This is a genomic window from Oculatella sp. FACHB-28, from assembly GCF_014696015.1.
Taxonomy (GTDB): domain Bacteria; phylum Cyanobacteriota; class Cyanobacteriia; order Elainellales; family Elainellaceae; genus JAAUTN01.
The window spans coordinates 1-20,034 of the sequence record NZ_JACJPJ010000052.1; the positions used below are offsets into that span (position 1 = coordinate 1).

Below are 20,034 nucleotides of genomic sequence, written 5' to 3' on the forward strand. Positions count from 1 at the left end.
GTTGTGCAGACAGCTAGCGTAATACTAGTAACTTGAAGCTGCTTATATCGAGCTTTGTGACGGTCAGCACGTTTAGCAAAATCTTTGCTAAGGTGATCGCACTGATGAAGAGCCTGCTGTTTCCTCTCCTCTAACGATTCAGCAGGGGACAGCGGGTTATATCTCTCCATCGGCTTCCTCAGTTCATGGTTTCACATAACAGATATAGCATTGACGTTGAACGAGAACTTCTTTGACAGACTTTTGCTGCTAACAAGTAGCCTTTAGGTACAGCCCCACAGACAAACTTTGCTGCACAACGTTGCCCGTCACCCGCCGCTGAGCGCTTTTCGGTTGTAATGAGTAACGCTCGACGGTCGGGTGCACGCATGTTAGGCAGCCTACTGGAAAATTAGACGATCTTGATGCCGATGGAATAAGCAGTCAAAGTTGCAGGTGATGGTTTCATGTGATCTTTACCACCTGCACTGAAATCTTGGTTTGCAAGATCTGTTGTTGGTCGAAGTTGCCATAATAGATTTCCCTCACCCCTCCAATGAATTTCGGCACCACCACCAACAAGGGCAAAACCTGAAAGAACATCTGCTGTTGTAGAAGGATGTGCAGCATGTCCAGAATCTTTTGTCTGAATTGAGTGTTGGACACGACCAACTGGAAGATTCTCCCTGATACCTATTGCATAAACACTTAGAATGGCTGAACTAACAGTCATATGGTCTTTTGACCTTGCTTTCCATGAAAAAGCATTTTCAGGAAATGACGCTGTAGCAAGATTTCCACCCTGTGGATTGAAGTCTAGCCAGTTCACATGAAAACCCCCACTGATTAGCAGGAATCCAGGTGGCACTGACTCTGACGCTTCGGGATGCTGAGCTAGTTCACTAACGCTGCGACCAATGTGAATGTGCTGGAGAAGAGCGTCTCGTGTCATTCCAGCTATTTTCAACCCAACTGCATAAACCTTTAAAAAATGTGGCTGAGGTCGCTCATGATCTTTTGAGGATGCTAACCAAGCTGAGAGATTTTGATTTGGATAGGAAGCAGTTAGAAGTGCGCCGTTTGGCGGTCTGTTGGTTGCTTCTGCGCCTCCTCCAATAACAACCATATCATCAGGGACGGTACACGCAAAATCATGAAAGTGTGCTTGCTGATTGCCAGCCTTGCGTTCAAAGACAGCGACAGTGATTTTGCCAGAGGCATCGTGAAAAGTTCCAAGTTTTGTCTGAGGCATGGGTTTTCCTTTACTGCTTAACTCTGTTTACGCCCCCACTCTAAGCGGCTGAATTTGAGCATCGCAGTACCCTTATGGGTGCTTTAGCTGCACCGGAAAATTGAAGGAAAAACCCTAACAAGCCTAAAAACATGCAGCCTACAGATTGCGTTCAGCGGCAGCAAAAGAACTCCAAGGGTAGACGAAGAGCCTTTCAACTGTCCGTTGCAACGCGATTGTTGAAAGGACACAACTAGCAATTATCTATGCTATAAAATCTCCATCGTCATCGCTATCCTGTTTACTTTGCTGTAACTGTTGTACTCCATCCTCTTTAACCTCAAGCCATATACCAAATCGTCCCGATTTGACATCTTCTAACCGATATGAAATTTGCTGAACAACTTTTGTCCCACTCAATCCATCGGTTGCCGACAATGTAAAGACTAGCCGTTTTTCGTTTTGATGAGCAGAGGACAATTTCTCCAAAATCTGTACTCCCTCATCAGTAGCGAATACATAGGCAGTTCGAAGCCCCCAAGGATTATGCGATTCGTGTTTTGGAGCTAAGGCAGGGAGAGAATCTTTCCTGAGTTGAGCACTATGGAGTGTGAAGAATCTCCCAATAGTGTCTCGTTCCACCAGAGCCAGACTTGCTTGAATATCTGTTGCTTGTCTTCTGCTTCGATTCATTACTTTAATCAGCAGACTTCCTTTCTTTTCATTGAAAACTATATTTTTAGAGATAATAATTCTCGGCTTTGCTAGCAACAGGACATACAAGAAAGCCCAGGATGACAAAATACCAACTAGAAGACCTATAAGTTGGCTGAAGAAAAATTCCACCGGATTTCCTCACGCTGATTGATCTAGAAATCGCTTTTAAATTACCACCTTAACCACTCTTCAACTAATTTTCACTCCATACCAACGAGAAGCCCTTGGACTATTGCTACGATCCATAACCTAAGCAATACAACCACCCCGTTCACCCGCCGCTAGTAAATTCTCTGATTCAATAACAAACTTGACTCGGTCGGTGTGCAACGGGATTGTTATGCTGTACCTACAGATCAAGATTCCTCTTTCTCAATAAATTTTTGTACTTCTGAGAGGTTTCTACCTGTTAATGTCTCGAATTCTCGCCATAGCGAACCATGATTTAAATCGCGTCTCATCAACTCAATCAGATCTGTGCGTGGTCCTTTGGTTAAATCTTTAGCACTTATTTCTTTCTGCAAGTACTTACCAATTTTCCTTCGGAGAGCAAAGACAGCTTCTCTTGTATCCGGTGACATGCAAAGGCCCGCATCACTATATCCCCATTTATTTAATTTTTCAGCAAGTTCTCTAGCTTCATTTTCATCGATTCTGTTGATGCGATAGTGGGATAGCTGTTCAAGCACCGCAAAGATTTCAGGATATGCACGAAGTCTCATCCCATACAGCTCTAGTTCTCGCTGACTATTGAGTTCTAAGATCCATTTATTTTCTTCATGCTTGATACGTCGTTCCTCAAGTTCAATAGTCTTTTGCCATTTTTCGCGCTCTAATTCTATCGTTCTTTCCCATTTAACTCTTTCAAACTCTAAACTTCTCCTCCATTTTTCTCTCTCAGATCGCTCACGGAAAAAGCTAACGAGTGCTGTAAGGATTGCAGCAAAAAATGTAAACAGCGCACCTATTAATGCAACATTTGTAGCAATGTCCATGCTTAGGATAATTATTAATATGTTGCAAGTAGCTTTGTGCTTTCCACACCAGGAGATTTGGCAGCATAACAACTTATTATATGGAAACTTTCCGCATAAATTCAGAATTTCAGCACTTCATGACTACTAGGGCACAAGGGCGTAAGGATTACTCTGAATTTATACCCGTGTATCAGATTGGACAAGCTTGAGGTGCAGAATCCATTAAATGAATCGAGGAAGAGGGAGCGATCGCCCCTCCTCCTTCCTTCTTCTCTTACCTTCTCCGATCGCGAGTCAGTATACTCATCACTTCACCAGAACTCGGAGCAGGTAGCAACGGACTCCACATTCCCACCTCAGCAAAGCCGCGACCATGCAGGTCGTGAATCGTTTCGATTACACCATCACGAGAGCCGATAATCAGAACTCGCAGGCGATCGCGCTCACTATTCTGAAGTGCGGAAACTTCTCTCTCAACGGTAGGTGCGTTGGGATCGAGGAAACATTGAGACATGAGTTGTAACTCCTTTAAGGTTTTTGAGGAAACCCCAAAAACCTAGCCACCCCGCATTATTCACACGTTGCACCAGTGAGTGAGGGAACTAAAAGTGAGTTTATTTCACTTTCATGTCCTCAAGGGTAAGCAACACTTTTTTGACATGACAAGTCGGGGTGACTAAGGGAGTGTTAAAATCCACCATTAGCCGCCAGACTGCCTGGATCAGTTTGGGGGTTAGCTGCTCAGGGCTGTTGGCGCAGCCTTGGGTAGCGCTAGATCTTTGGGTTTAGTCGGGTTGCCGTAAGTAAAAAAGACAACCTTAGCGTGACAGCATATCTGGGATAATGGCTCTTCGTCAAGATGGTAAGTGTGGATTTATTGCAACAGTAAGAAATGATCTCATGAATGTGAATGAAGCTTAGCCTTTTTACAGTCATTCGTGACGCTAAATGCAATAGAACCAACTAATATTGAATATAATTTGTATGGTTTACAGAAGTTTCCAACTTAAAAAGCAAAAAGTTTTATGACTAACAATCGTAATATTAATTTCGGTTCCAACGGAACATACAACGAAACTGTTCAAGTACAAGGTGATTTTGTTCAAGGCAACAAGATTCAAAGCAGAAAAATCATTGAGGAGGATTTAACTCAAGCAGTAATTAACATCCAACGAATTCTACATCAGATGCAAAGTCGCTATCCGTTAGATGAAGCTCAACAGAAGGCGGCTACCGAGCTAGCTAACCGAGTAAGAAAAAACCCAGAAGCCGGAAACATATTGATTCGTTTAGGAAACTATATAGCTACTAATGGTGGTATTGAAGCAGGAATTGGTAAAGTTGTTGAGCTTTCGCTCAAGCTGCTAGGGATATAATTTCTAACCTATCTAATTTCGTAGGAACGTAATGAGGCAACTACCAGGGATGCTTGCTTTCAAAACTTGGTGGCTACTTACAGGGAAAAGTGTGGCTTACTATTTTTCCCCTGGTTTGCTGCTTCTCTGTGTTGCAGTAGTTGCATTGGCAATCCCAAAGTTTCCGTTCAAGGTAGTTGGTTTCGCCTTCGGATTGTCTAGTGGCTTATACCTTTTGAAGTTGGGCTCAAATATAGCAGAGACTATTCCGCAAAAAGCATCCTCTCATAACCCTGGCGATTCTACCAGCCGATTTATCAGTATTGATTCAGGCACGTATAATGAATCTCTCAACATTCACGGTGACTATGTACAAGGTGACAAAAACATTTTCAACAATTTTAACTTCAATCAAGATCTGTCTAGCGCAGTCATTAAAATCAAGCAGCTTGTGGGGCAAGTAGAGAAGCAAGTATCTAGTGCAGAAAATGCTCAACAGAGGATCGTTGATGATTTAGCAACATTGATGTACCACAGAGATGAGCTTAAAGATAAGTTGTATGCTTGGTTGAATGTATTAGGATTTACCTTCATCGCAGACGAAATTGATGCCGCAGAGAAGATAGTTGAAGTCGCAACTGAGTTGGAGCAAAAGCCAAGGAAACAATCATTTTTTGAATTAGACAAACGATATCGAAAGTTGAAATATTTACTCAAAACAGCTCAATGGCGTGAGGCTGACGACGAAACTGTTAGGGTAATTGCAAAGCTAATGCCAGAAGATCTTCAAAAATATCGTTGCACAGATATAGATGTCAAAGAAATTTCTCGTAAACAATTGTTGACAATTAATAGACTTTGGTTAGAGGCAAGTGGGGGGCGATTTGGCTTCAGTGTACAAAAACAGATTTGGCTGAAGATTTTAAAGTATCAGTATAAAAATGAATTTAATTCAGCAAGATCTAAATACGATATATTTGTTGAAGCTGTTGGTTGGTCCAATGAAGGAGGTCGAATCTATCATGTAGACTTTGATTATCTGATCACAAATCCAAAAGGACATTTGCCAGCAAAAATTTTGTTTTGGGAAAACTACAATTTAAGTTCCAATTACTGCTTTTTAAGTGAATGTCTATTTGATGATTTTATGGAACGAAATTACTCCAATGTTTCGTTTCTTCCAGCATGGTTAAGAAGGTATTTACTTCTGGACTAGCTAAGGATTTTTTTTACTCATTCTTTAAGAGCTATTCTATGAGGAGTTTACTCGTGGTGAATAATAACTAACGGCTCAACCAAGCGATCGCTTCTCGAATCCAATCTTCTGCATCGGCATTCTTGGATAATGCGGTCTTTTGCCCGACTGCCCGGAGTGCCTGCATAATTTCGCTGGTGGTGTAGCCCAGAGCTAGTAGCGTCATTTCCACATCTTCTTGAATGGTGGTTGCAGGAGCCGCATCGGGCAGGGTGGTTAGTCCCGACTGAAGCCGCCAGTCTGACAGCTTTGCCTTTAGCTCCAGTGCAATTCGCTCAGCGGTTTTCGTGCCGACTCCGGGAGTGCGAGACAGCAGGCGAGTGTTGCTGCTGACAATTGCCTGCACCAGATCTTGCAGTCCCAGAGTATCCAGCAGGGCAACTGCCAGTTGAGGACCTACGCCGCTGACGCTGACCAGTTGGCGAAACAGGTCGCGCTCCGCCATTGACGCAAAGCCAAACAGCACCATTTGGTCTTCTCGCACCTGTAAGTGAGTGAAGACCTGCACCACTTCACCCGCCGAAAGTTCCTGAGTCATGCGCGGGAGTACCTGTAGCTCGTAGCCAATCTGGTTGACTTCGAGCGTGAGGATAACCCGATTGTTGCCAATTTTCTGAATTGCGGCGAGGGTGCCTTTAAGGTAGCTGATCATTCAAGGAGCGAAAGACGGGGCAGGTTTTAGCCAAAACATTTAGCTAATGAAACCAAAATGCTTCAAGCCCTCTAGAATACCACCTGCACAGTGAGACTGTGCCAGATAGCGATCGCCGGATGGGTTTTCGTGATGCCAGTTGAGCAATTCTGGCTGAGCGTTGCCAACGATGATGCCGCGTGAGTGATTTGCCTGAAACATCGACAAATCGTTACCCGAATCGCCGCAAACAACAGTTCTTTCCTTCGGGATCTGCAAGCTTTGCTGAAGGAAGGCAACGGCTGCACCTTTGTTTGCCCGTTTCGGCAGGATATCCAGGTCATGTCCGCTGCTGTAGACAAGCTGAGCGTCTAATCCCTGATCTTTGAGTTCGGCTTCCAGGCAGGCTAATACCTCCTTGGACGCAGCTTCTTCCAGGAAATAGCTTGCCTTAAATGGGCCTTGTTCGCTTTGCGGCTGGGGGGTCAGGTCGTTAAATTGAGCGGCGATCGCCCTGACTTTTTCTCGATCCCATCGGTGGTTAAGCTGACTCGCCCAGGTGGGATCTGGAGTATCACCATCCTGACGATAAATTTCAGTACCCACTGCCAGCACTCGCAGATCAGGTTCAATTAATGGCTTTTCAGAACGCAGTTCCTCGAATAGAGGGAGCGATCGCCCCGTTGCATAGACAATCACCGTGCCGTGTTCTTCGCGATGCTGAAGAAGCTGCTGATTGAGTTGCTCTAGAGCGTCATCATCGCCGACCAAAGTGTTGTCTAAATCCGTCACAAACAAAAATTTTGCCACAGTAACCCCCTACTGTTCACGTTGCCTCAGAAATCTGCTCAGGCTGACGAGATCACAATACACTGCAAGGGTGCTTCTTTGCTGTTTTCTAGATCGCCTGCCCATGAACTCCTTTCGCCGAAAGCTGCTTGCCTGGCTGCCTCAACTCGATCATCGCGTTTGGATTTTGATTGCAGGTCGTCTCCTCTCTCAGATTGGAAATGGTTTCACCTTATTCTATGCACCGATTTTCTTTGTTAACCAGGTTGGGCTATCAGCAACCATTGTAGGCATCGGCATTGGCAGCGGATCGATTTCAGGCGTGTTAGGGCGAATTTTGGGTGGCTCCTTTGCCGACTCACCTAGCTGGGGACGTAGAAAAACCCTGTTATTATCGGCAGCGGTTTCAGCTCTGGCAGATGTATTTCTGACACTAACCTACAACTTTCCAACATTTCTCATCGGCAACTTACTGATGGGGTTGGGTATTGGATTATATTGGCCCGCAACTGAGGCAGTCGTCGCCGATTTAACCACTGTTGATCAACGGAATGAAGCCTTTGCCCTAACGCGATTGGGAGATACAGTAGGGCTGGGTTTGGGCGTTGTGTTAGGTGGCACGTTGATTGCACTCACAGGAGCTTATCGCGCCCTCTTTGTGATTGATGGCATCTCATTTTTAGTGTTTTTTGGCGTGGTGTATTGGGCGATCGCCGAAACTGTCGATACTGAACAAGTCAATCGCTCCTTGTTTAAAGGTTGGGCAGTGGCACTGCGCGATCGCACCTTACTCATCTTTGCTCTGGTGAATATCCTATTCACTACTTATTTGGCTCAGATCAACAGTGCCATGCCGCTCTATTTCACTAACTTTGTACCCGTGAGAAGTGATGCATCCGGCTTTTCCACGTCCACCATTAGCACCTTATTTTCCTGGCATATCATCTTAGCGGCACTGACTCAACTTCCGATTGCCCGTTACCTCAATCGGTTTAGTCGTGTGCAAGCGTTAACCTGTTCTGCATTGCTTTGGGGAATTGGCTTCCTACTCATTGGGATAACCGGAACTGCCTCAACCGCTCACTTAATCTGGGCAATTTTGGGCTTGAGTGTAATGGCGATCGCCACCGCTGCTTACAATCCATCTGCTTCAGCCCTTGTCGTCGATCTCGCGCCAGAATCTTTGCGTGGTGTTTACCTCTCAATCAATTCACTCTGCTGGGCCGTTGGATACTTTATTGGACCAACAGTAGGCGGCTGGGCAATGGATCAAACTCGCTCGATTGCCCAAACCTTCTGGATGGTCTCCGCTTTAAGTGTCCTACTGGGAATTGCAATTTTGCTTTACTTAGGTAAAGTTATTCGTCATCTGCATGATGGATAACTTTCTAGTCGCCTCCCGAATCCTTTCCCAGAGACATCGTCCTTGTGTACGGGCGAAGCATTCGGCAGGGAGATTAGGATTAACCAGAGCTTGTGCCCGAATGCTTCGCCCCTACTGATGCCGCTATTCACACTCTTTGCCCATCCTACGCTGGTTAAATCTCACATTTATTGATGGAGTTGATTGAGAAAATACTTTTTGATAATCCGTTATTTTCAAATTGGGATAAGATAGCTTGGAACTAAGCCAAAATCTATTCACAAAGCTGATTTTCCGCGGGAAAAGCCCAACCTTGTGAATGATCAGGGCATCTCATCCACACGGGTTAAAACTGTCATGAAACTAGCCGCACGTGTAAGTCAGGTCACTCCTTCTTTGACATTGGCAATTTCTGCTAAAGCAAAGGCAATGAAAGCGGATGGCATTGATGTGTGCAGTTTTAGTGCTGGCGAACCCGACTTTGATACTCCAGATCACATTAAGGCAGCGGCAAAGGCAGCCCTGGATGCAGGCAAGACGCGCTACGGTCCGGCAGCAGGGGAGCCAAGGCTGCGAGAGGCGATCGCTAAAAAGCTACAAAATGACAACAGCCTCTGCTACGGAGCAGAAAACATCATTGTCACCAATGGCGGCAAACAGTCTTTGTTTAACCTGATGCTGGCGCTGATCGACCCTGGTGATGAGGTGTTGATCCCGGCTCCCTACTGGCTCAGCTATCCCGAAATGGTGAAGCTAGCAGAAGGAACTCCGGTGATTTTGCCGACTACCGCCGAAACAGGCTTGAGGGTAACGGCTGACCAAATCCGGCAAGCCGTTACGCCAAAAACCAAACTGCTGATTTTAAACTCACCATCCAACCCGACCGGAATGGTATACACGCCTGATGAAATTCAGGCGATCGCCGATGTCGTGGTTGAAAAAAATCTCTGGGTCGTCGCCGATGAGATTTACGAAAAAATCCTCTACGACGGAGCCACACATCTCAGCATCGGTGCGGCTGGACCCGAAATCTACGAGCGCACCATTACCAGCAGCGGCTTTGCCAAAACCTACGCGATGACGGGCTGGCGAATTGGCTATCTGGCTGGACCACCGCCAATCATTCAGGCAGTCACTACAATTCAAGGACACAGCACCTCAAATGTGTGTACCTTCGCTCAGTATGGGGCGATCGCTGCCTACGAAGGTTCCCAAGACTGCGTTCAGCAAATGGTATCTGCCTTTGCCGAGCGGCGACAGTTCATCCTGGATGCGGTCAACACGATTCCCGGCTTAAGCTGTCCGAAACCAGACGGAGCCTTTTACGTCTTTATCAATATCAGCAAAACGGGAATGAAATCCCTTGACTTTTGCAGTAGCCTGCTAGAGTCTCACCAGGTTGCCGCCATTCCCGGCGTTGCCTTTGGCGCAGATGATCACATTCGCCTCTCCTACGCTACCGACATGGACAGCATCAAAAAAGGTATGGAACGGTTAGCGACCTTTGTGCAGTCACTATGATTCCGATTGCAGACAACCTGCCCAACCGCAAAACTCCGGTAGTTACCTATCTGCTGGTTGCGGTGAATGTGGCGTTGTTTGCGATCGAGCTAAATCTAGCAAATACGGGTGAACTGGCAGATTTCCTCAATACCTGGGCGGTTGTCCCAACGCGGATTGTCAAAATGGCGACCGATATGCTAGACGGAAGCTGGATTGCCGCCATTCTCATTTGCATCTCCGTTGTGCTGGGGCTATTTCTGCACAGCGGTTTTGCTCACCTGATCGGAAATCTGCTGTTTTTGTTTGTTTTTGGTCGCCGCATAGAGGAGGGTCTGGGGCACGGGCAATTCCTCTTGTTTTACTTTGTCTGCGGCATGATAACGAGTGCGATTCAGGTGTGGAGTGAGCCAACGCTGAATGCACCACTGGTCGGGGCAAATGGGGCGATCGCAGGCATTCTGGGTGCCTATCTTTTGAGCTATCCCAAAGCAAAAATCGAGACCATTGTGCCACTGATCATTCTCTTCATCCCCATTGAATTACCTGCTCTGTTTTACCTGTTCTGGTGGTTTGTGCAACAAATCTTTTATGGCGTTAGCACCTTCAACATTGAGACAGGCATCAACTCAGGCAGCTTTGCTTACTGGATGCACGCAGTCGGACTGGCGATCGGCGCAGTTTTAATTTTTCTACTCATGCCCCGTCGAGTTTCAGCAAAAGAAATAGAGAACAGTTGAATTCCCTGGGACTGCTCTAAAGCTGGGGCTTTTCTATGCGCCATGGGTGCAAAAAGCCTCATCTTTCGATCAGTTTTAAGGCACGCTCTAACCCGTAAGCTAGGCAAAACCGTACAACCTAACCTATCCTTTATGCCAGTGGAATTAGTCGCAAATTCTGCTTAAACCCATATCAACAACCTTCTCTCCTCATCCTGTAAAAATAATGGGCAATCCTAACCAGATTTTGATTTTGTTTGCTCACCCAGCCTTAGAGAAGTCACGAATAAATCGGTGTTTAATTCAAGCGGTTCAAGGGTTAGATGCCGTCACTGTTCATGATCTTTACGAGCAATATCCTGACTTTCACATCAACGTAAAAGCTGAGCAAGACTTGCTTCTAGCGCACGACATCATTATTTTTCACCATCCCTTCTACTGGTACAGCAGCCCAGCCATCTTAAAAGAATGGCAGGATTTGGTACTAGAGCATGGTTTTGCCTATGGCAAAGGGGGAACAGCACTGCGCGGCAAAAAGTTTCTCTCAACAGTCACAACCGGGGGCGGAGAGCAGGCTTATTGCCGTCAGGGATACAATCGCTTTTCGGTACGAGAATTGCTGGTGCCATTTGAGCAAACGGCTCACCTGTGTGGCATGGACTATTTGCCGCCCTTTGTGGTTCAAGGAACTCATCAGATTCAGGAACAGGGTCAACTCGTCAAACACACTGAAGACTATCACCAGGTGATTACGGCATTGCGGGATGATCGGGTGAATTGGGAGAAGTTGCCCCAGTTTAAGCACATCAATCATGGGCTCGACCAAGTTCTCAAGTCCCAGGAGGTGTCTCACCATGTCTAATGAAAGTCTCTTCTATCAGGCATTCATTTACTTAGTGGCAGCAGTGCTGTCAGTGCCGATCGCCAAACGCTTGGGACTAGGTTCTGTGCTGGGCTATCTGCTAGCGGGAGTGATCATCGGACCATTTGTGCTGGGCTTTGTCGGCAATGAAGGCGAAGATGTGATGCACTTCGCCGAATTTGGCGTGGTGATGATGCTGTTTCTAATCGGCTTGGAGCTACAGCCTGAGCTGCTGTGGCGTTTGCGAGTGCCGATTGTGGGATTGGGCGGACTGCAGGTGTTGGTAACAACGATAGTGTTTGCAGGCATCAGCCTACTTTTTGGACTTCCCTGGCAGATAGCGCTGGCGATCGGCATGACTCTTGCGCTTTCATCAACGGCGATCGTGCTGCAAACTCTGAACGAAAAAGGGTTAGCCAAGACGGATGGGGGGCAGTCTTCCTTCTCAGTGCTGCTATTTCAAGACATTGCGGTGATTCCCATGCTGGCTTTGATGCCGCTGCTGGCTTTGGAAGGTACTGCAACCGCGCAAAATCAGGTCATTTTTGTGGCAGAGGCGGCAGAGGGAACGGGTTTACCTGCCTGGCAGCAAGCGCTACTGGTGATTGGCACAGTAGTTGGAATTATTCTCGGTGGGCGATTTTTGATGCGTCCAATCTTTCGCTTTATTGCTGATACGCGGCTGCGAGAGATGTTTACCGCAATGGCTCTATTGCTGGTGATTGGAATTGCCCTAGCAATGCAGCAGGTCGGGCTTTCTCCAGCGCTGGGAACATTTGTGGCGGGTGTGGTGCTGGCAGATAATGAGTACCGTCATGAACTGGAGTCCGACATTGAGCCGTTTAAGGGCTTACTGTTAGGGCTATTTTTTATCTCGGTCGGAGCCAGCATCGATTTTAATCTGCTCCTTCGGCAGCCGCTATTGATTCTGGGAATGGTGCTGGGGTTGGCGATCGCCAAGTTCGCCGTTCTCTTTGCGCTGGGTCGTATCTTTCGCCTTGAAATCAGCCAAAATTTGCTGTTTGCCTTTGCTCTGGCACAGGGTGGTGAGTTTGCCTTTGTCCTATTCTCATTTGCGACACAAAACCGAGTTCTGCCTCCAGACGTTTCAGAACCGCTGGTTGCAGTTGTGGCGCTATCAATGGTGATCACTCCACTACTCATGATCATCAATGAGAAACTGGTGCAGCCCAGGTTTGTTACGGCGGAAGTGGAACGGGAAGCTGACGAAATTGACGACAACGAAAATCCAGTGATCATTCTTGGATTTGGTCGTTTTGGGCAGATTGTCGGACGGTTGCTGATTGCTAATGGCTGCCGTCCAACGTTACTCGAACATGACCCTAGCCAAATCGATTTGCTGCGGCGGTTTGGCTGGAAGGTGTTTTATGGAGATGCCTCTCGGATTGATCTGCTCCATGCAGCAGGGGCAGAGCAGGCTCGGCTGCTGGTGGTGGCGATCGATGATCCTGAGAAAGCCTTGGAGATTGTTGATCTGACGCACAAGCATTTTCCCCATCTAAAAATTCTGGCACGGGCGATCGACCGTCGCCATGCCTATGAGCTAATTCGTCGGGGTGTGGAGGTGGTTGAGCGAGAAACCTTTAGCTCGGCGCTGGATATGGGTGTGGAGGCGTTAAAGCTGTTGGGGGTTCGGTCGTATAAGGCGCATCGAGCGGCCCGCACGTTTAAGTTTCACGATGTTGAGGCGTTGCGCGACATGGCAGCGGCTGAGGGAGATGAGACGATGGTGTTGGCGCGATCGCGTCAGCTTGCCAAGGATTTGGGGCAATTGTTGCAGTCCGACGATCGCGAGTTGACTCAGGAAGTCGATCGCGCCTGGGATATTTCAGCTTTACGTAAAGATTAAAGTTGGCTGCGATCGGTCAAAATCTCATATCCATCCGCAGTAACCAGGACAGTATGTTCAAACTGGGCTGAGAGGGAGCGATCGACGGTGACGACTGTCCAGCGATCGCTCAATGTCCGAGTATGCTTCGAGCCAGCATTGAGAATCGGTTCGATCGCCAGGGTCATGCCTGCTTTAAGCTTGACGTTGGGCATTTCGTGAGTCCGGAAGTTAAACACAGATGGTTCTTCGTGCAGGTTGCGCCCAACTCCATGTCCGGTGAAGTCTTCAACAACTTTGAAGCCATTTGCCTCGACGTGATCTTGAATCGCTCCAGCAATGTCCAGTAAATAACTTCCGGCTTTGACTTGCTTGATGCCTTTGTAGAGGGCTTCTTCGGCAATTTGGATAAGTTTTGCGGCAGCGGGGGTGACTTCTCCAACGGCGATCGTGATGCAGGAGTCGCCGTGGAAGCCTTCGTAGTAGGCACCTGTGTCTACTTTTAGTACGTCGCCTCGGCGAATTACTTTTTTGTGGCTGGGGATGCCATGAACGACTTCGTTGTTGATGCTGGAGCAAATGGAGCCAGGAAACCCGTGATAGCCTTTGAAGCTAGGTGTTGCGCCCATTTCTCGGATGCGTTTTTCGGCGTGGGCATCCAGGTCAGCAGTGGTCATGCCGGCTTCGACGAGTTCTGAGATTTCTTTGAGAACGGTGGCGACGATTTTTGCCGCCTGACGCATGGTTTCAATTTCGGCTGCCGATTTGGTTTCTACGCCGCGACGCTGTTTTTTGATGCGAGGTCCGGGCGCAGGTTGAGGCAAAAGGTTGGTGAGGAAATTCATGGAAGACTCAGTAAGGTGGGAGCGGGGAAGTTAGAAGAATTTGCGGGAAGTGGTACAAGCAAAGTCTTAATTTTATCAATTGTCTCTCGATTTCAGACTTTTTTGGGAGCTTTGCCCCCAAACCCCCACTGGGGGACGAAGCGCGTCCCCCAAACCCCCTCCGCAAGGATCTAGGATAAGCAGCATGACGCGCTTCGCATCGGTGGGATGCACGGTTGGCTGCTCTTTGCGAATTTTAATCAGACGGGTTGCTGTTCTGCTACGGTCAATACGCCCCGCATTCCGGCTTCGCTATGTCCAGCAATGGAGCAGTGCAGTTCGTAGGTGCCTGATTTGAGTGGCACAAAGACCCATTCGGCGATCGCTCCCGGCTTGAGTTCGAGTTCGTGAATTGCGCCTTTGACTTCAACGTTGCCTGCTTCTACTTTTTGCGTCCAGATGGCATCGGCAAAATCTTTAGCGGTGAAGTAATGTTTTTGAGAACTGGGGTTATCTAGTACTAGCTTGTAGCGTCTGCCTGCAATGAACTCTAGATGGTCGGGGACGAATTCTAGTTCTTCGGTGGAGTTGCCCAGGTGAACGCTGATCTCCATTAGCGGTTCTGAATGGGAGAGGACAGCGGCGATCGCCCTTCCACTGAACTGCGGTAGTGCTCCCACCCCAATCACAATACTCAAGCTGATTGCCAGCCCCAGAAACCAACGGAAACTAAACCGTAATCCTCGCCACAGAGTAAACATTGACTACCCTCCATCCGTTTGACGTTGCTTGCCCTAATTATCAGGTGAAGAATTTCTGGTTACAAGACAGAATCCTCTTCACCCATGATGGAGATCAACGTGAGGCATGAGGGAATGCGGTTTTTCCAATCCGTGGCGCTCCATCAGTTCCTGGTTACCCATGATTTGATGGGGATCGCCATCTGCAACGATGCGACCTTCGTCCATCAAAATAACGCGATCGCACACTTCCAAAATCAGCTCCAGATCATGCGCAGAGATCAGCAGGGTTTCTTGCGATCGCTGCAAAAACTGAATCAAGCGACGACGGGCACGTAGGTCTAAATTGGCGGAAGGCTCGTCATAGAGCATCACGCGGGGACGCATGGCGAGAACTCCAGCGATCGCCACCATCTGTTTTTCACCACCTGATAGGTGATGGGGTGGACGATGAGAGAGCGTTTGTAGCCCGGTGAGAGCGATCGCCTCCTGAACCCGCAGATCGACTTCTTCGGGCGGCAACCCCATATTTTGCGGACCAAACGCGACATCTTCTCGCACCGAGGCTGAGAAAAGCTGGTCGTCTGGGTTTTGAAACAGTAAACCGATCTCAGGACGAAAATCTCCTGGCAAAATGGGTTCGCCAAAGACAACAATTTCTCCAGCGTTTGGTTTGAGAACGCCGCAGATCAATCGAAAAAAAGTAGTTTTACCGCAGCCATTGTGACCAATTACGCCAATCCTTTCTCCAGCTTTGACAAGCAAACTAATTTCATGCAAAACATTGGGCTCATCAGGGTAGCAAAAGCACAGTTTTTTGATCTCCAGTGCCAATTGGATCTGCTGAAGTGTGTTGCTGGTCTGGGATAGCCGCTCGGTGGAACTCATAGACAAACTAAACCTAAAGAATCTCTGCCACGACTAAACCTGTCGCAATCAGAAGTGTACAGACCAAACCAAAGCCGCTCCAGGTTCTTAATGTTGCGGGTGATGAGGTCGGCCCAGCATAAACTGGGTGAACTTTAAATTTTTCGCTACCATAGCCCCGTAGCCGCATTGCTTTGTAAATTCTTTCGGATTGCTCGTAGCTACGGACTAACAGCGTCCCAGCGAGCGAAGCCAAAAGTTTTAATTCCCGCAGGTCAGGCATGAAGGGCAGGTACTTTTTTTGCGGGGATCTGCCAAACCCTCTCAGCCGCATGGCTTGCTGCATGGTGCTTAAATTTGCCGCAATATCGTACAGGTAGCGATAGGTAAGCAGCGTCATATCAGCAATCAGACTCGGCAACCCTAGCGATCGCATCGTTTTCACGGTCGTTAAAAAGGGAGTTGTGCCCATCAGAATGAGTGCCGTTGTAATAATCGCGAGAAACCGACCGACCACGAGCAGCATGGCTAAAATGCCTTCTTGCCGTAGGGTCAGCACTCCCCACTGCCAGAGCACCGTTTCGCCAGAGAAAAACGGCAGCAGCAAAATTACGCCCAGCAAAAAGAAACCCGGATAGCGTAACCGACTGATCAAAAAGGAGAGCGGCATCCGGGAGAGGAGATAGAGTGTGGCGGCGATCGCCAACACCACAGGCACCAGCCGCAGATCTTTAATGAAAGCAAAAGCAAAAATCAGAACCAGCAAGCCAATCAGCTTAAACCGAGGCTCCCAGCGGTGTAGCGGCGAATCAAGATAGGCATATTCGTCTAACTCAAACCTCATGCACTACCCTCGCCGCTCAATTAGTTCTGGCTTCACCCGCTGCAAAAACATGACCAACAACAGCGTAAAAGTACCCTCAATTAGCATCAGCGGCAGGTGAGCCAGCGACAGCCCATAAACGGCCGCTCGTTCCGTCTGCGCATCAAACCCAGACGGAATGTTGGTAATCACCAGAAAGAAGAAGATCACGGCTGCAAGTCCCAAACCCAAAGCTCCAGCAAGAAATGCAAATACATTAGTCGCTAGCTTCTCGCCTAGCTTCTGTCTGAAGACATGACGCAACTGAAAAATGTGAGACGCCACCAGTGCTGGAATGCCCATCATCACTGCATCTACGCCCAATGTTGTTAGCCCTCCATGCCCAAACATAATGGCTTGAAAAAATAGACCCACCAAAATGGCAGGAAAGGCAAAGTAGCCCAAAACACATCCCAACAGTCCGTTTAGCACCAGGTGAACGCTGGAGGGCGGCACGGGAATGTTGATCGAGGAGGCAATGAAAAAGGCGGCTGTTAGCAACGAGGCTTTGGGCAACTCCTCAGTCGGATCTTTGAGCCGATTGATTTGGCGCAGGGAATACCAGGTTACAGGAACGGCGATCGCATAGCCCGCAATGCACACTGAAGCCGGAAGAATGCCATCAGGAATGTGCATCGCTATTTCTTCCTGGCAAGAAAGAACAAAGCAGTACCCACAAATCCCCAAATCACTGAAACAGCCATCAGCCCTTTTTGAGGAATCGAAAGGTTGTCACCAATGCCAGAAGCAATCTGGCTATTTGACTCATCGTCTGCCTCAGATGCTCCTGCATTTGCCCCTAACACGCCTGCTTCTCCACCTACAGAAATGTTGAGAATTTCGCCATGTCCAGCCTGTCTCACCTGCACCTCCCACGTACCAGGAATGGAGGGGTCTGGGGCAAACACAAAGCGCCCTGTCTCATCCGCAGTGCCGGTTAGCCAGGGCGTAGATGGATCTGCAGGCGAATAGACCGACACCTGAGCCTCTGCCATCGGCTCACCGCTGTCATAGTTAGCTTGAAGCTCTATTGCTTCGGTTGCCTGGTAGGTGATCCCCACTCCGTGGGCGATCGCCCTCACCTGCCAACTCACAACTGAGATCAGCGCTAGAGGAATAGCAAACGTTCGTCTCATGTCGTTAACTGTGTCTCCTCACAATGACCTTCCCCAACATGACCCAGGCTCGGCAAAATCTCAAGCAGCTTGTTGTAATCTTCCTCAGAAAGATTTTGCTCCAGGTCAGCCGTATCAACCGTTAGTTCCCCACCCTCAGCCAAATCAGCTAGAGATTGAAAACCCAAAGCACCCACATTCAGTTCATCATCAGGCGCAGCTTCCCCATCGCCAAAAAGGTGGTCAAAGTGGAAAGTTGCTTCTACGTCAGCCGTGCCGCCCGGTTCTAAAATGCCTTTGCGCTCATCACCGACAAAATCTCCGCAGCTAAACGCCAACTCCTCATCTACGTTCAGCGTGAAGTTAACAGTTTCGCCATCCTTCGTGGCAACACCCTGAATTACCATTGCATAGCCGCTCGCGGGGCCTTCATCCGCATTCACCATTTGCCAAGAGAGGGCATTGTAGCGACCAGCGGGGGCTTCTACCTCTTCCACCAAAACTGGCTCTGCATTTTCGTCTCCCTCTGCCAGGTCAATCGTCTTCACCTCTTCAACCTTGACTTCCTGACTAGCTTGCAATTCGTCGCCTGCTTCTGGCTCGTAAGGCGGCTCAGTTTGGTATGCTGTCAAGTCAGCTAGATTTACATAAAGATGATCAAAGCTAATTTCCCATCCGTCTTTAGACACAAATCCCTGACGAACAAAATCTTCTCCATTAGCTCGAATTTGCAGTGTACCTGTTTCTCCTGAGGCTTGAGTCTCTGGAGTTTCAGCGGTTGATTCAGTTTCGGGAGCTTCAGCTTCAGGGGTTTCACCACCAGCGCAAGCCTGGAGTAAGCCTGGCAGGATGAGGGCTAAACCTACCAGTGTTAGAAGTTGCTTTTTCATGCAGAAGGTCGTCCTGATTATCTAATCAACAGAAGTTTTGGTGCTAAATTCCGTTGTTCTCATGCTCTGAGCCGTAGAAATGCTCAGGCATTGGGGAATACAACAGTTCAGTGAACCTCGTTCTTCTAAGAAATTCAATCCGCCAAGGGGGGATAAAATAAACCGAATTCTACCCGAATTTGCCCAAAATCCTGATCCTGGGGAAAAAGGACAGGACTGAAAACAGTAGATTTTCTGGAAAAATCAAAATACTGCTAATAGACTTTCTTCCCAAGCTAGGACTATACTGAGAAATTGTGAGTATTGAAAAAGCTATGAAAGCGCAGGAAATCATCCGCTCGATTGAGGCGGAGCAGTTAAAGAGTGACTTGCCTATCATCCACGTTGGCGACACGATTCGTGTGGGTGTACGGATTCAGGAAGGCGGCAAAGAGCGGGTACAGCCCTATGAAGGCACCGTTATTGCCATGCGAAATGGTGGCATCAATGAAACCATCACCGTTCGCCGCATCTTCCAAGGCGTTGGCGTAGAGCGAGTATTTTTGCTTCATTCTCCTCGCGTTGCCAACATCAAGATTATTCGTCGAGGCAAAGCGCGTCGCGCTAAGCTTTACTATCTGCGCGATCGCGTTGGTAAGGCAACTCGCCTCAAGCAGCGGTTTGACCGGGCACTTTAAACTGCTAGGTACTATACAGCGACACAAGCTGTTAAACTGGGGTATGCTCCGGTAAACCCCAAATGCGCTCTTAGTTCAGTTGGTAGAACGCAGGTCTCCAAAACCTGATGTCGGGGGTTCGAGTCCTCCAGGGCGCGCTTTAATTCAACGGATTGTATTCCGCGTCAGTCGTCCATCTTCCATGTGAATGGTTCGATCAGCTACGTCCAGAATGCGATTGTCGTGAGTCACTAGTAAGACGGTGCAGCCTTCTTCTTTAGCAAGTCGCTGCATAATTTCCACGACATCTCGTCCCGATTTGCTGTCGAGTGCCGAAGTGGGTTCGTCCGCCAGCAGCAGTTTAGGATAGCTAACCAAGGCACGGGCGATCGCCACTCGCTGCTTTTGCCCACCCGACAGCTTTTCGGGATAGTAATCGACGCGATCGCCCAGCCCTACAGCAGTGAGAATTTCTAGCGATCGCTTGCGGTATTCACGCGGTGGAATATGTTTGTGCAACCTCAAAGATGTACTCACGTTCTCCCAAGCAGTCAAACACTCCAGCAAATTGTGAGACTGAAAGATAAAGCCGATCTGGTTGCGCGTTTGAATCAGTTGCCTTTTTTTTGCGCCCTGCAACTCCTGCCCCAAAATTTTTAGGCTACCTTCCTGCACCGCTCGCAATGCGCCAATTAATGTTAGCAAAGTGGTTTTGCCACCACCCGATGGCCCCTCTAAAATCACCACTTCGCCCGGATATAAATCCAGGTCAACCTCCATCAGCACTGGTTTCCGCAGTGCCCCCTGCCCAAACGCATGGTTCAAATTACGAACCGCTACAACAGGTTCCATG

Annotated in this window: 22 protein-coding genes and 1 tRNA gene; 9 read left to right on the forward strand and 14 right to left on the reverse strand. The window is 48.2% G+C overall.

The annotated features are described in order from the left end of the window. Positions 1–391: 391 nt before the first annotated feature. The 4 genes from H6F88_RS10545 to H6F88_RS10560 all read right to left on the reverse strand — a co-directional run bounded on the left by H6F88_RS10545 (position 392) and on the right by H6F88_RS10560 (position 3,418). Entirely contained in the window at positions 392–1,231 is an 840-nt protein-coding gene (locus tag H6F88_RS10545) for a hypothetical protein (protein ID WP_190642710.1), read from the reverse strand. A gap of 243 nt (positions 1,232–1,474) precedes the next feature. Further along, entirely contained in the window at positions 1,475–2,056 is a 582-nt protein-coding gene (locus H6F88_RS10550; protein WP_190642711.1) for a hypothetical protein, read from the reverse strand. A 227-nt stretch (positions 2,057–2,283) separates the two neighbouring features. Then, entirely contained in the window at positions 2,284–2,922 is a 639-nt protein-coding gene (locus H6F88_RS10555; protein ID WP_190642712.1) for a hypothetical protein, read from the reverse strand. 256 nt (positions 2,923–3,178) lie between these two features. Then, complete coding sequence (locus H6F88_RS10560) at positions 3,179–3,418, reverse strand: hypothetical protein (RefSeq protein ID WP_190642713.1); 240 nt, start codon at positions 3,416–3,418, stop codon at positions 3,179–3,181. Positions 3,419–3,929: 511 nt separating this feature from the next. Here H6F88_RS10560 and H6F88_RS10565 point away from each other — a divergent pair. After that, positions 3,930–4,280: a hypothetical protein gene (locus H6F88_RS10565; RefSeq protein ID WP_190642714.1), complete on the forward strand. Its 351-nt coding sequence runs from the start codon at positions 3,930–3,932 to the stop codon at positions 4,278–4,280. Between the two features lie 31 nt (positions 4,281–4,311). Continuing rightward, complete coding sequence (locus tag H6F88_RS10570; protein WP_190642715.1) at positions 4,312–5,475, forward strand: GUN4 domain-containing protein; 1,164 nt, start codon at positions 4,312–4,314, stop codon at positions 5,473–5,475. A 67-nt stretch (positions 5,476–5,542) separates the two neighbouring features. Here H6F88_RS10570 and ruvA read toward each other — a convergent pair whose 3' ends face one another. Next, positions 5,543–6,166: a Holliday junction branch migration protein RuvA gene (gene ruvA / locus H6F88_RS10575; protein ID WP_190642716.1), complete on the reverse strand. Its 624-nt coding sequence runs from the start codon at positions 6,164–6,166 to the stop codon at positions 5,543–5,545. A gap of 39 nt (positions 6,167–6,205) precedes the next feature. After that, positions 6,206–6,955, reverse strand: coding sequence for a sucrose-phosphate phosphatase (locus tag H6F88_RS10580; RefSeq protein ID WP_190642717.1), 750 nt, complete (start codon positions 6,953–6,955; stop codon positions 6,206–6,208). 103 nt (positions 6,956–7,058) lie between these two features. Between H6F88_RS10580 and H6F88_RS10585 the strand changes: the two genes are divergently transcribed. The 5 genes from H6F88_RS10585 to kefC all read left to right on the forward strand — a co-directional run bounded on the left by H6F88_RS10585 (position 7,059) and on the right by kefC (position 13,248). Next, positions 7,059–8,318, forward strand: coding sequence for an MFS transporter (locus H6F88_RS10585; protein ID WP_190642718.1), 1,260 nt, complete (start codon positions 7,059–7,061; stop codon positions 8,316–8,318). Between the two features lie 336 nt (positions 8,319–8,654). Continuing rightward, on the forward strand, positions 8,655–9,818 hold the full coding sequence (locus tag H6F88_RS10590) for a pyridoxal phosphate-dependent aminotransferase (protein ID WP_190642719.1): 1,164 nt from the start codon (positions 8,655–8,657) through the stop codon (positions 9,816–9,818). Next, positions 9,815–10,537 carry a rhomboid family intramembrane serine protease gene (locus H6F88_RS10595; RefSeq protein WP_190642720.1) on the forward strand — a complete coding sequence of 241 codons (723 nt, stop codon included), beginning with the start codon at positions 9,815–9,817 and terminating at the stop codon, positions 10,535–10,537. Before H6F88_RS10590 ends, H6F88_RS10595 begins: the two co-directional genes overlap by 4 nt. Positions 10,538–10,742: 205 nt before the next feature. Further along, positions 10,743–11,378, forward strand: a complete 636-nt coding sequence (locus H6F88_RS10600; RefSeq protein WP_190642721.1) for an NAD(P)H-dependent oxidoreductase — start codon at positions 10,743–10,745, stop codon at positions 11,376–11,378. Next, complete coding sequence (gene kefC, locus H6F88_RS10605) at positions 11,371–13,248, forward strand: glutathione-regulated potassium-efflux system protein KefC (RefSeq protein WP_190642722.1); 1,878 nt, start codon at positions 11,371–11,373, stop codon at positions 13,246–13,248. The genes H6F88_RS10600 and kefC overlap by 8 nt, the downstream gene beginning before the upstream one ends. On the opposite strand, the gene map is transcribed toward kefC, so the two are convergent. The 7 genes from map to H6F88_RS10640 form a co-directional block, all read right to left on the reverse strand. After that, entirely contained in the window at positions 13,245–14,072 is an 828-nt protein-coding gene (gene map / locus H6F88_RS10610) for a type I methionyl aminopeptidase (protein ID WP_190642723.1), read from the reverse strand. The two genes, kefC and map, sit on opposite strands and share 4 nt — an antisense overlap. A gap of 239 nt (positions 14,073–14,311) precedes the next feature. After that, the gene (locus H6F88_RS10615; RefSeq protein WP_190642724.1) at positions 14,312–14,812 is read right to left on the reverse strand and encodes a sulfocyanin-like copper-binding protein; all 501 of its coding nucleotides are present in this window, start codon (positions 14,810–14,812) and stop codon (positions 14,312–14,314) included. 78 nt (positions 14,813–14,890) lie between these two features. Next, positions 14,891–15,679: an ABC transporter ATP-binding protein gene (locus H6F88_RS10620; RefSeq protein WP_190642725.1), complete on the reverse strand. Its 789-nt coding sequence runs from the start codon at positions 15,677–15,679 to the stop codon at positions 14,891–14,893. Between the two features lie 13 nt (positions 15,680–15,692). Then, positions 15,693–16,502, reverse strand: a complete 810-nt coding sequence (cbiQ, locus tag H6F88_RS10625; RefSeq protein WP_190642726.1) for a cobalt ECF transporter T component CbiQ — start codon at positions 16,500–16,502, stop codon at positions 15,693–15,695. A 3-nt stretch (positions 16,503–16,505) separates the two neighbouring features. Continuing rightward, positions 16,506–17,156 (reverse strand): cobalt transporter CbiM, encoded by a 651-nt coding sequence (cbiM, locus tag H6F88_RS10630; RefSeq protein WP_190642727.1) that lies wholly within the window; start codon positions 17,154–17,156, stop codon positions 16,506–16,508. A gap of 2 nt (positions 17,157–17,158) precedes the next feature. Then, positions 17,159–17,656: a carboxypeptidase-like regulatory domain-containing protein gene (locus tag H6F88_RS10635; protein WP_190642728.1), complete on the reverse strand. Its 498-nt coding sequence runs from the start codon at positions 17,654–17,656 to the stop codon at positions 17,159–17,161. Next, a complete protein-coding gene (locus H6F88_RS10640; RefSeq protein ID WP_190642729.1) occupies positions 17,653–18,525 on the reverse strand; it encodes a DUF4382 domain-containing protein in 873 nt (290 codons plus the stop codon). The genes H6F88_RS10635 and H6F88_RS10640 overlap by 4 nt, the downstream gene beginning before the upstream one ends. Positions 18,526–18,839: 314 nt before the next feature. Here H6F88_RS10640 and rplS point away from each other — a divergent pair, with 314 nt between their 5' ends. Then, positions 18,840–19,202 carry a 50S ribosomal protein L19 gene (gene rplS, locus H6F88_RS10645; RefSeq protein ID WP_190642730.1) on the forward strand — a complete coding sequence of 121 codons (363 nt, stop codon included), beginning with the start codon at positions 18,840–18,842 and terminating at the stop codon, positions 19,200–19,202. A 64-nt stretch (positions 19,203–19,266) separates the two neighbouring features. Then, a tRNA-Trp gene (locus tag H6F88_RS10650) sits at positions 19,267–19,339 on the forward strand. Between the two features lie 7 nt (positions 19,340–19,346). Here H6F88_RS10650 and H6F88_RS10655 read toward each other — a convergent pair. After that, positions 19,347–20,033 (reverse strand): DevA family ABC transporter ATP-binding protein, encoded by a 687-nt coding sequence (locus tag H6F88_RS10655; protein ID WP_190642731.1) that lies wholly within the window; start codon positions 20,031–20,033, stop codon positions 19,347–19,349. Between the last annotated feature and the right edge of the window lies 1 nt (position 20,034).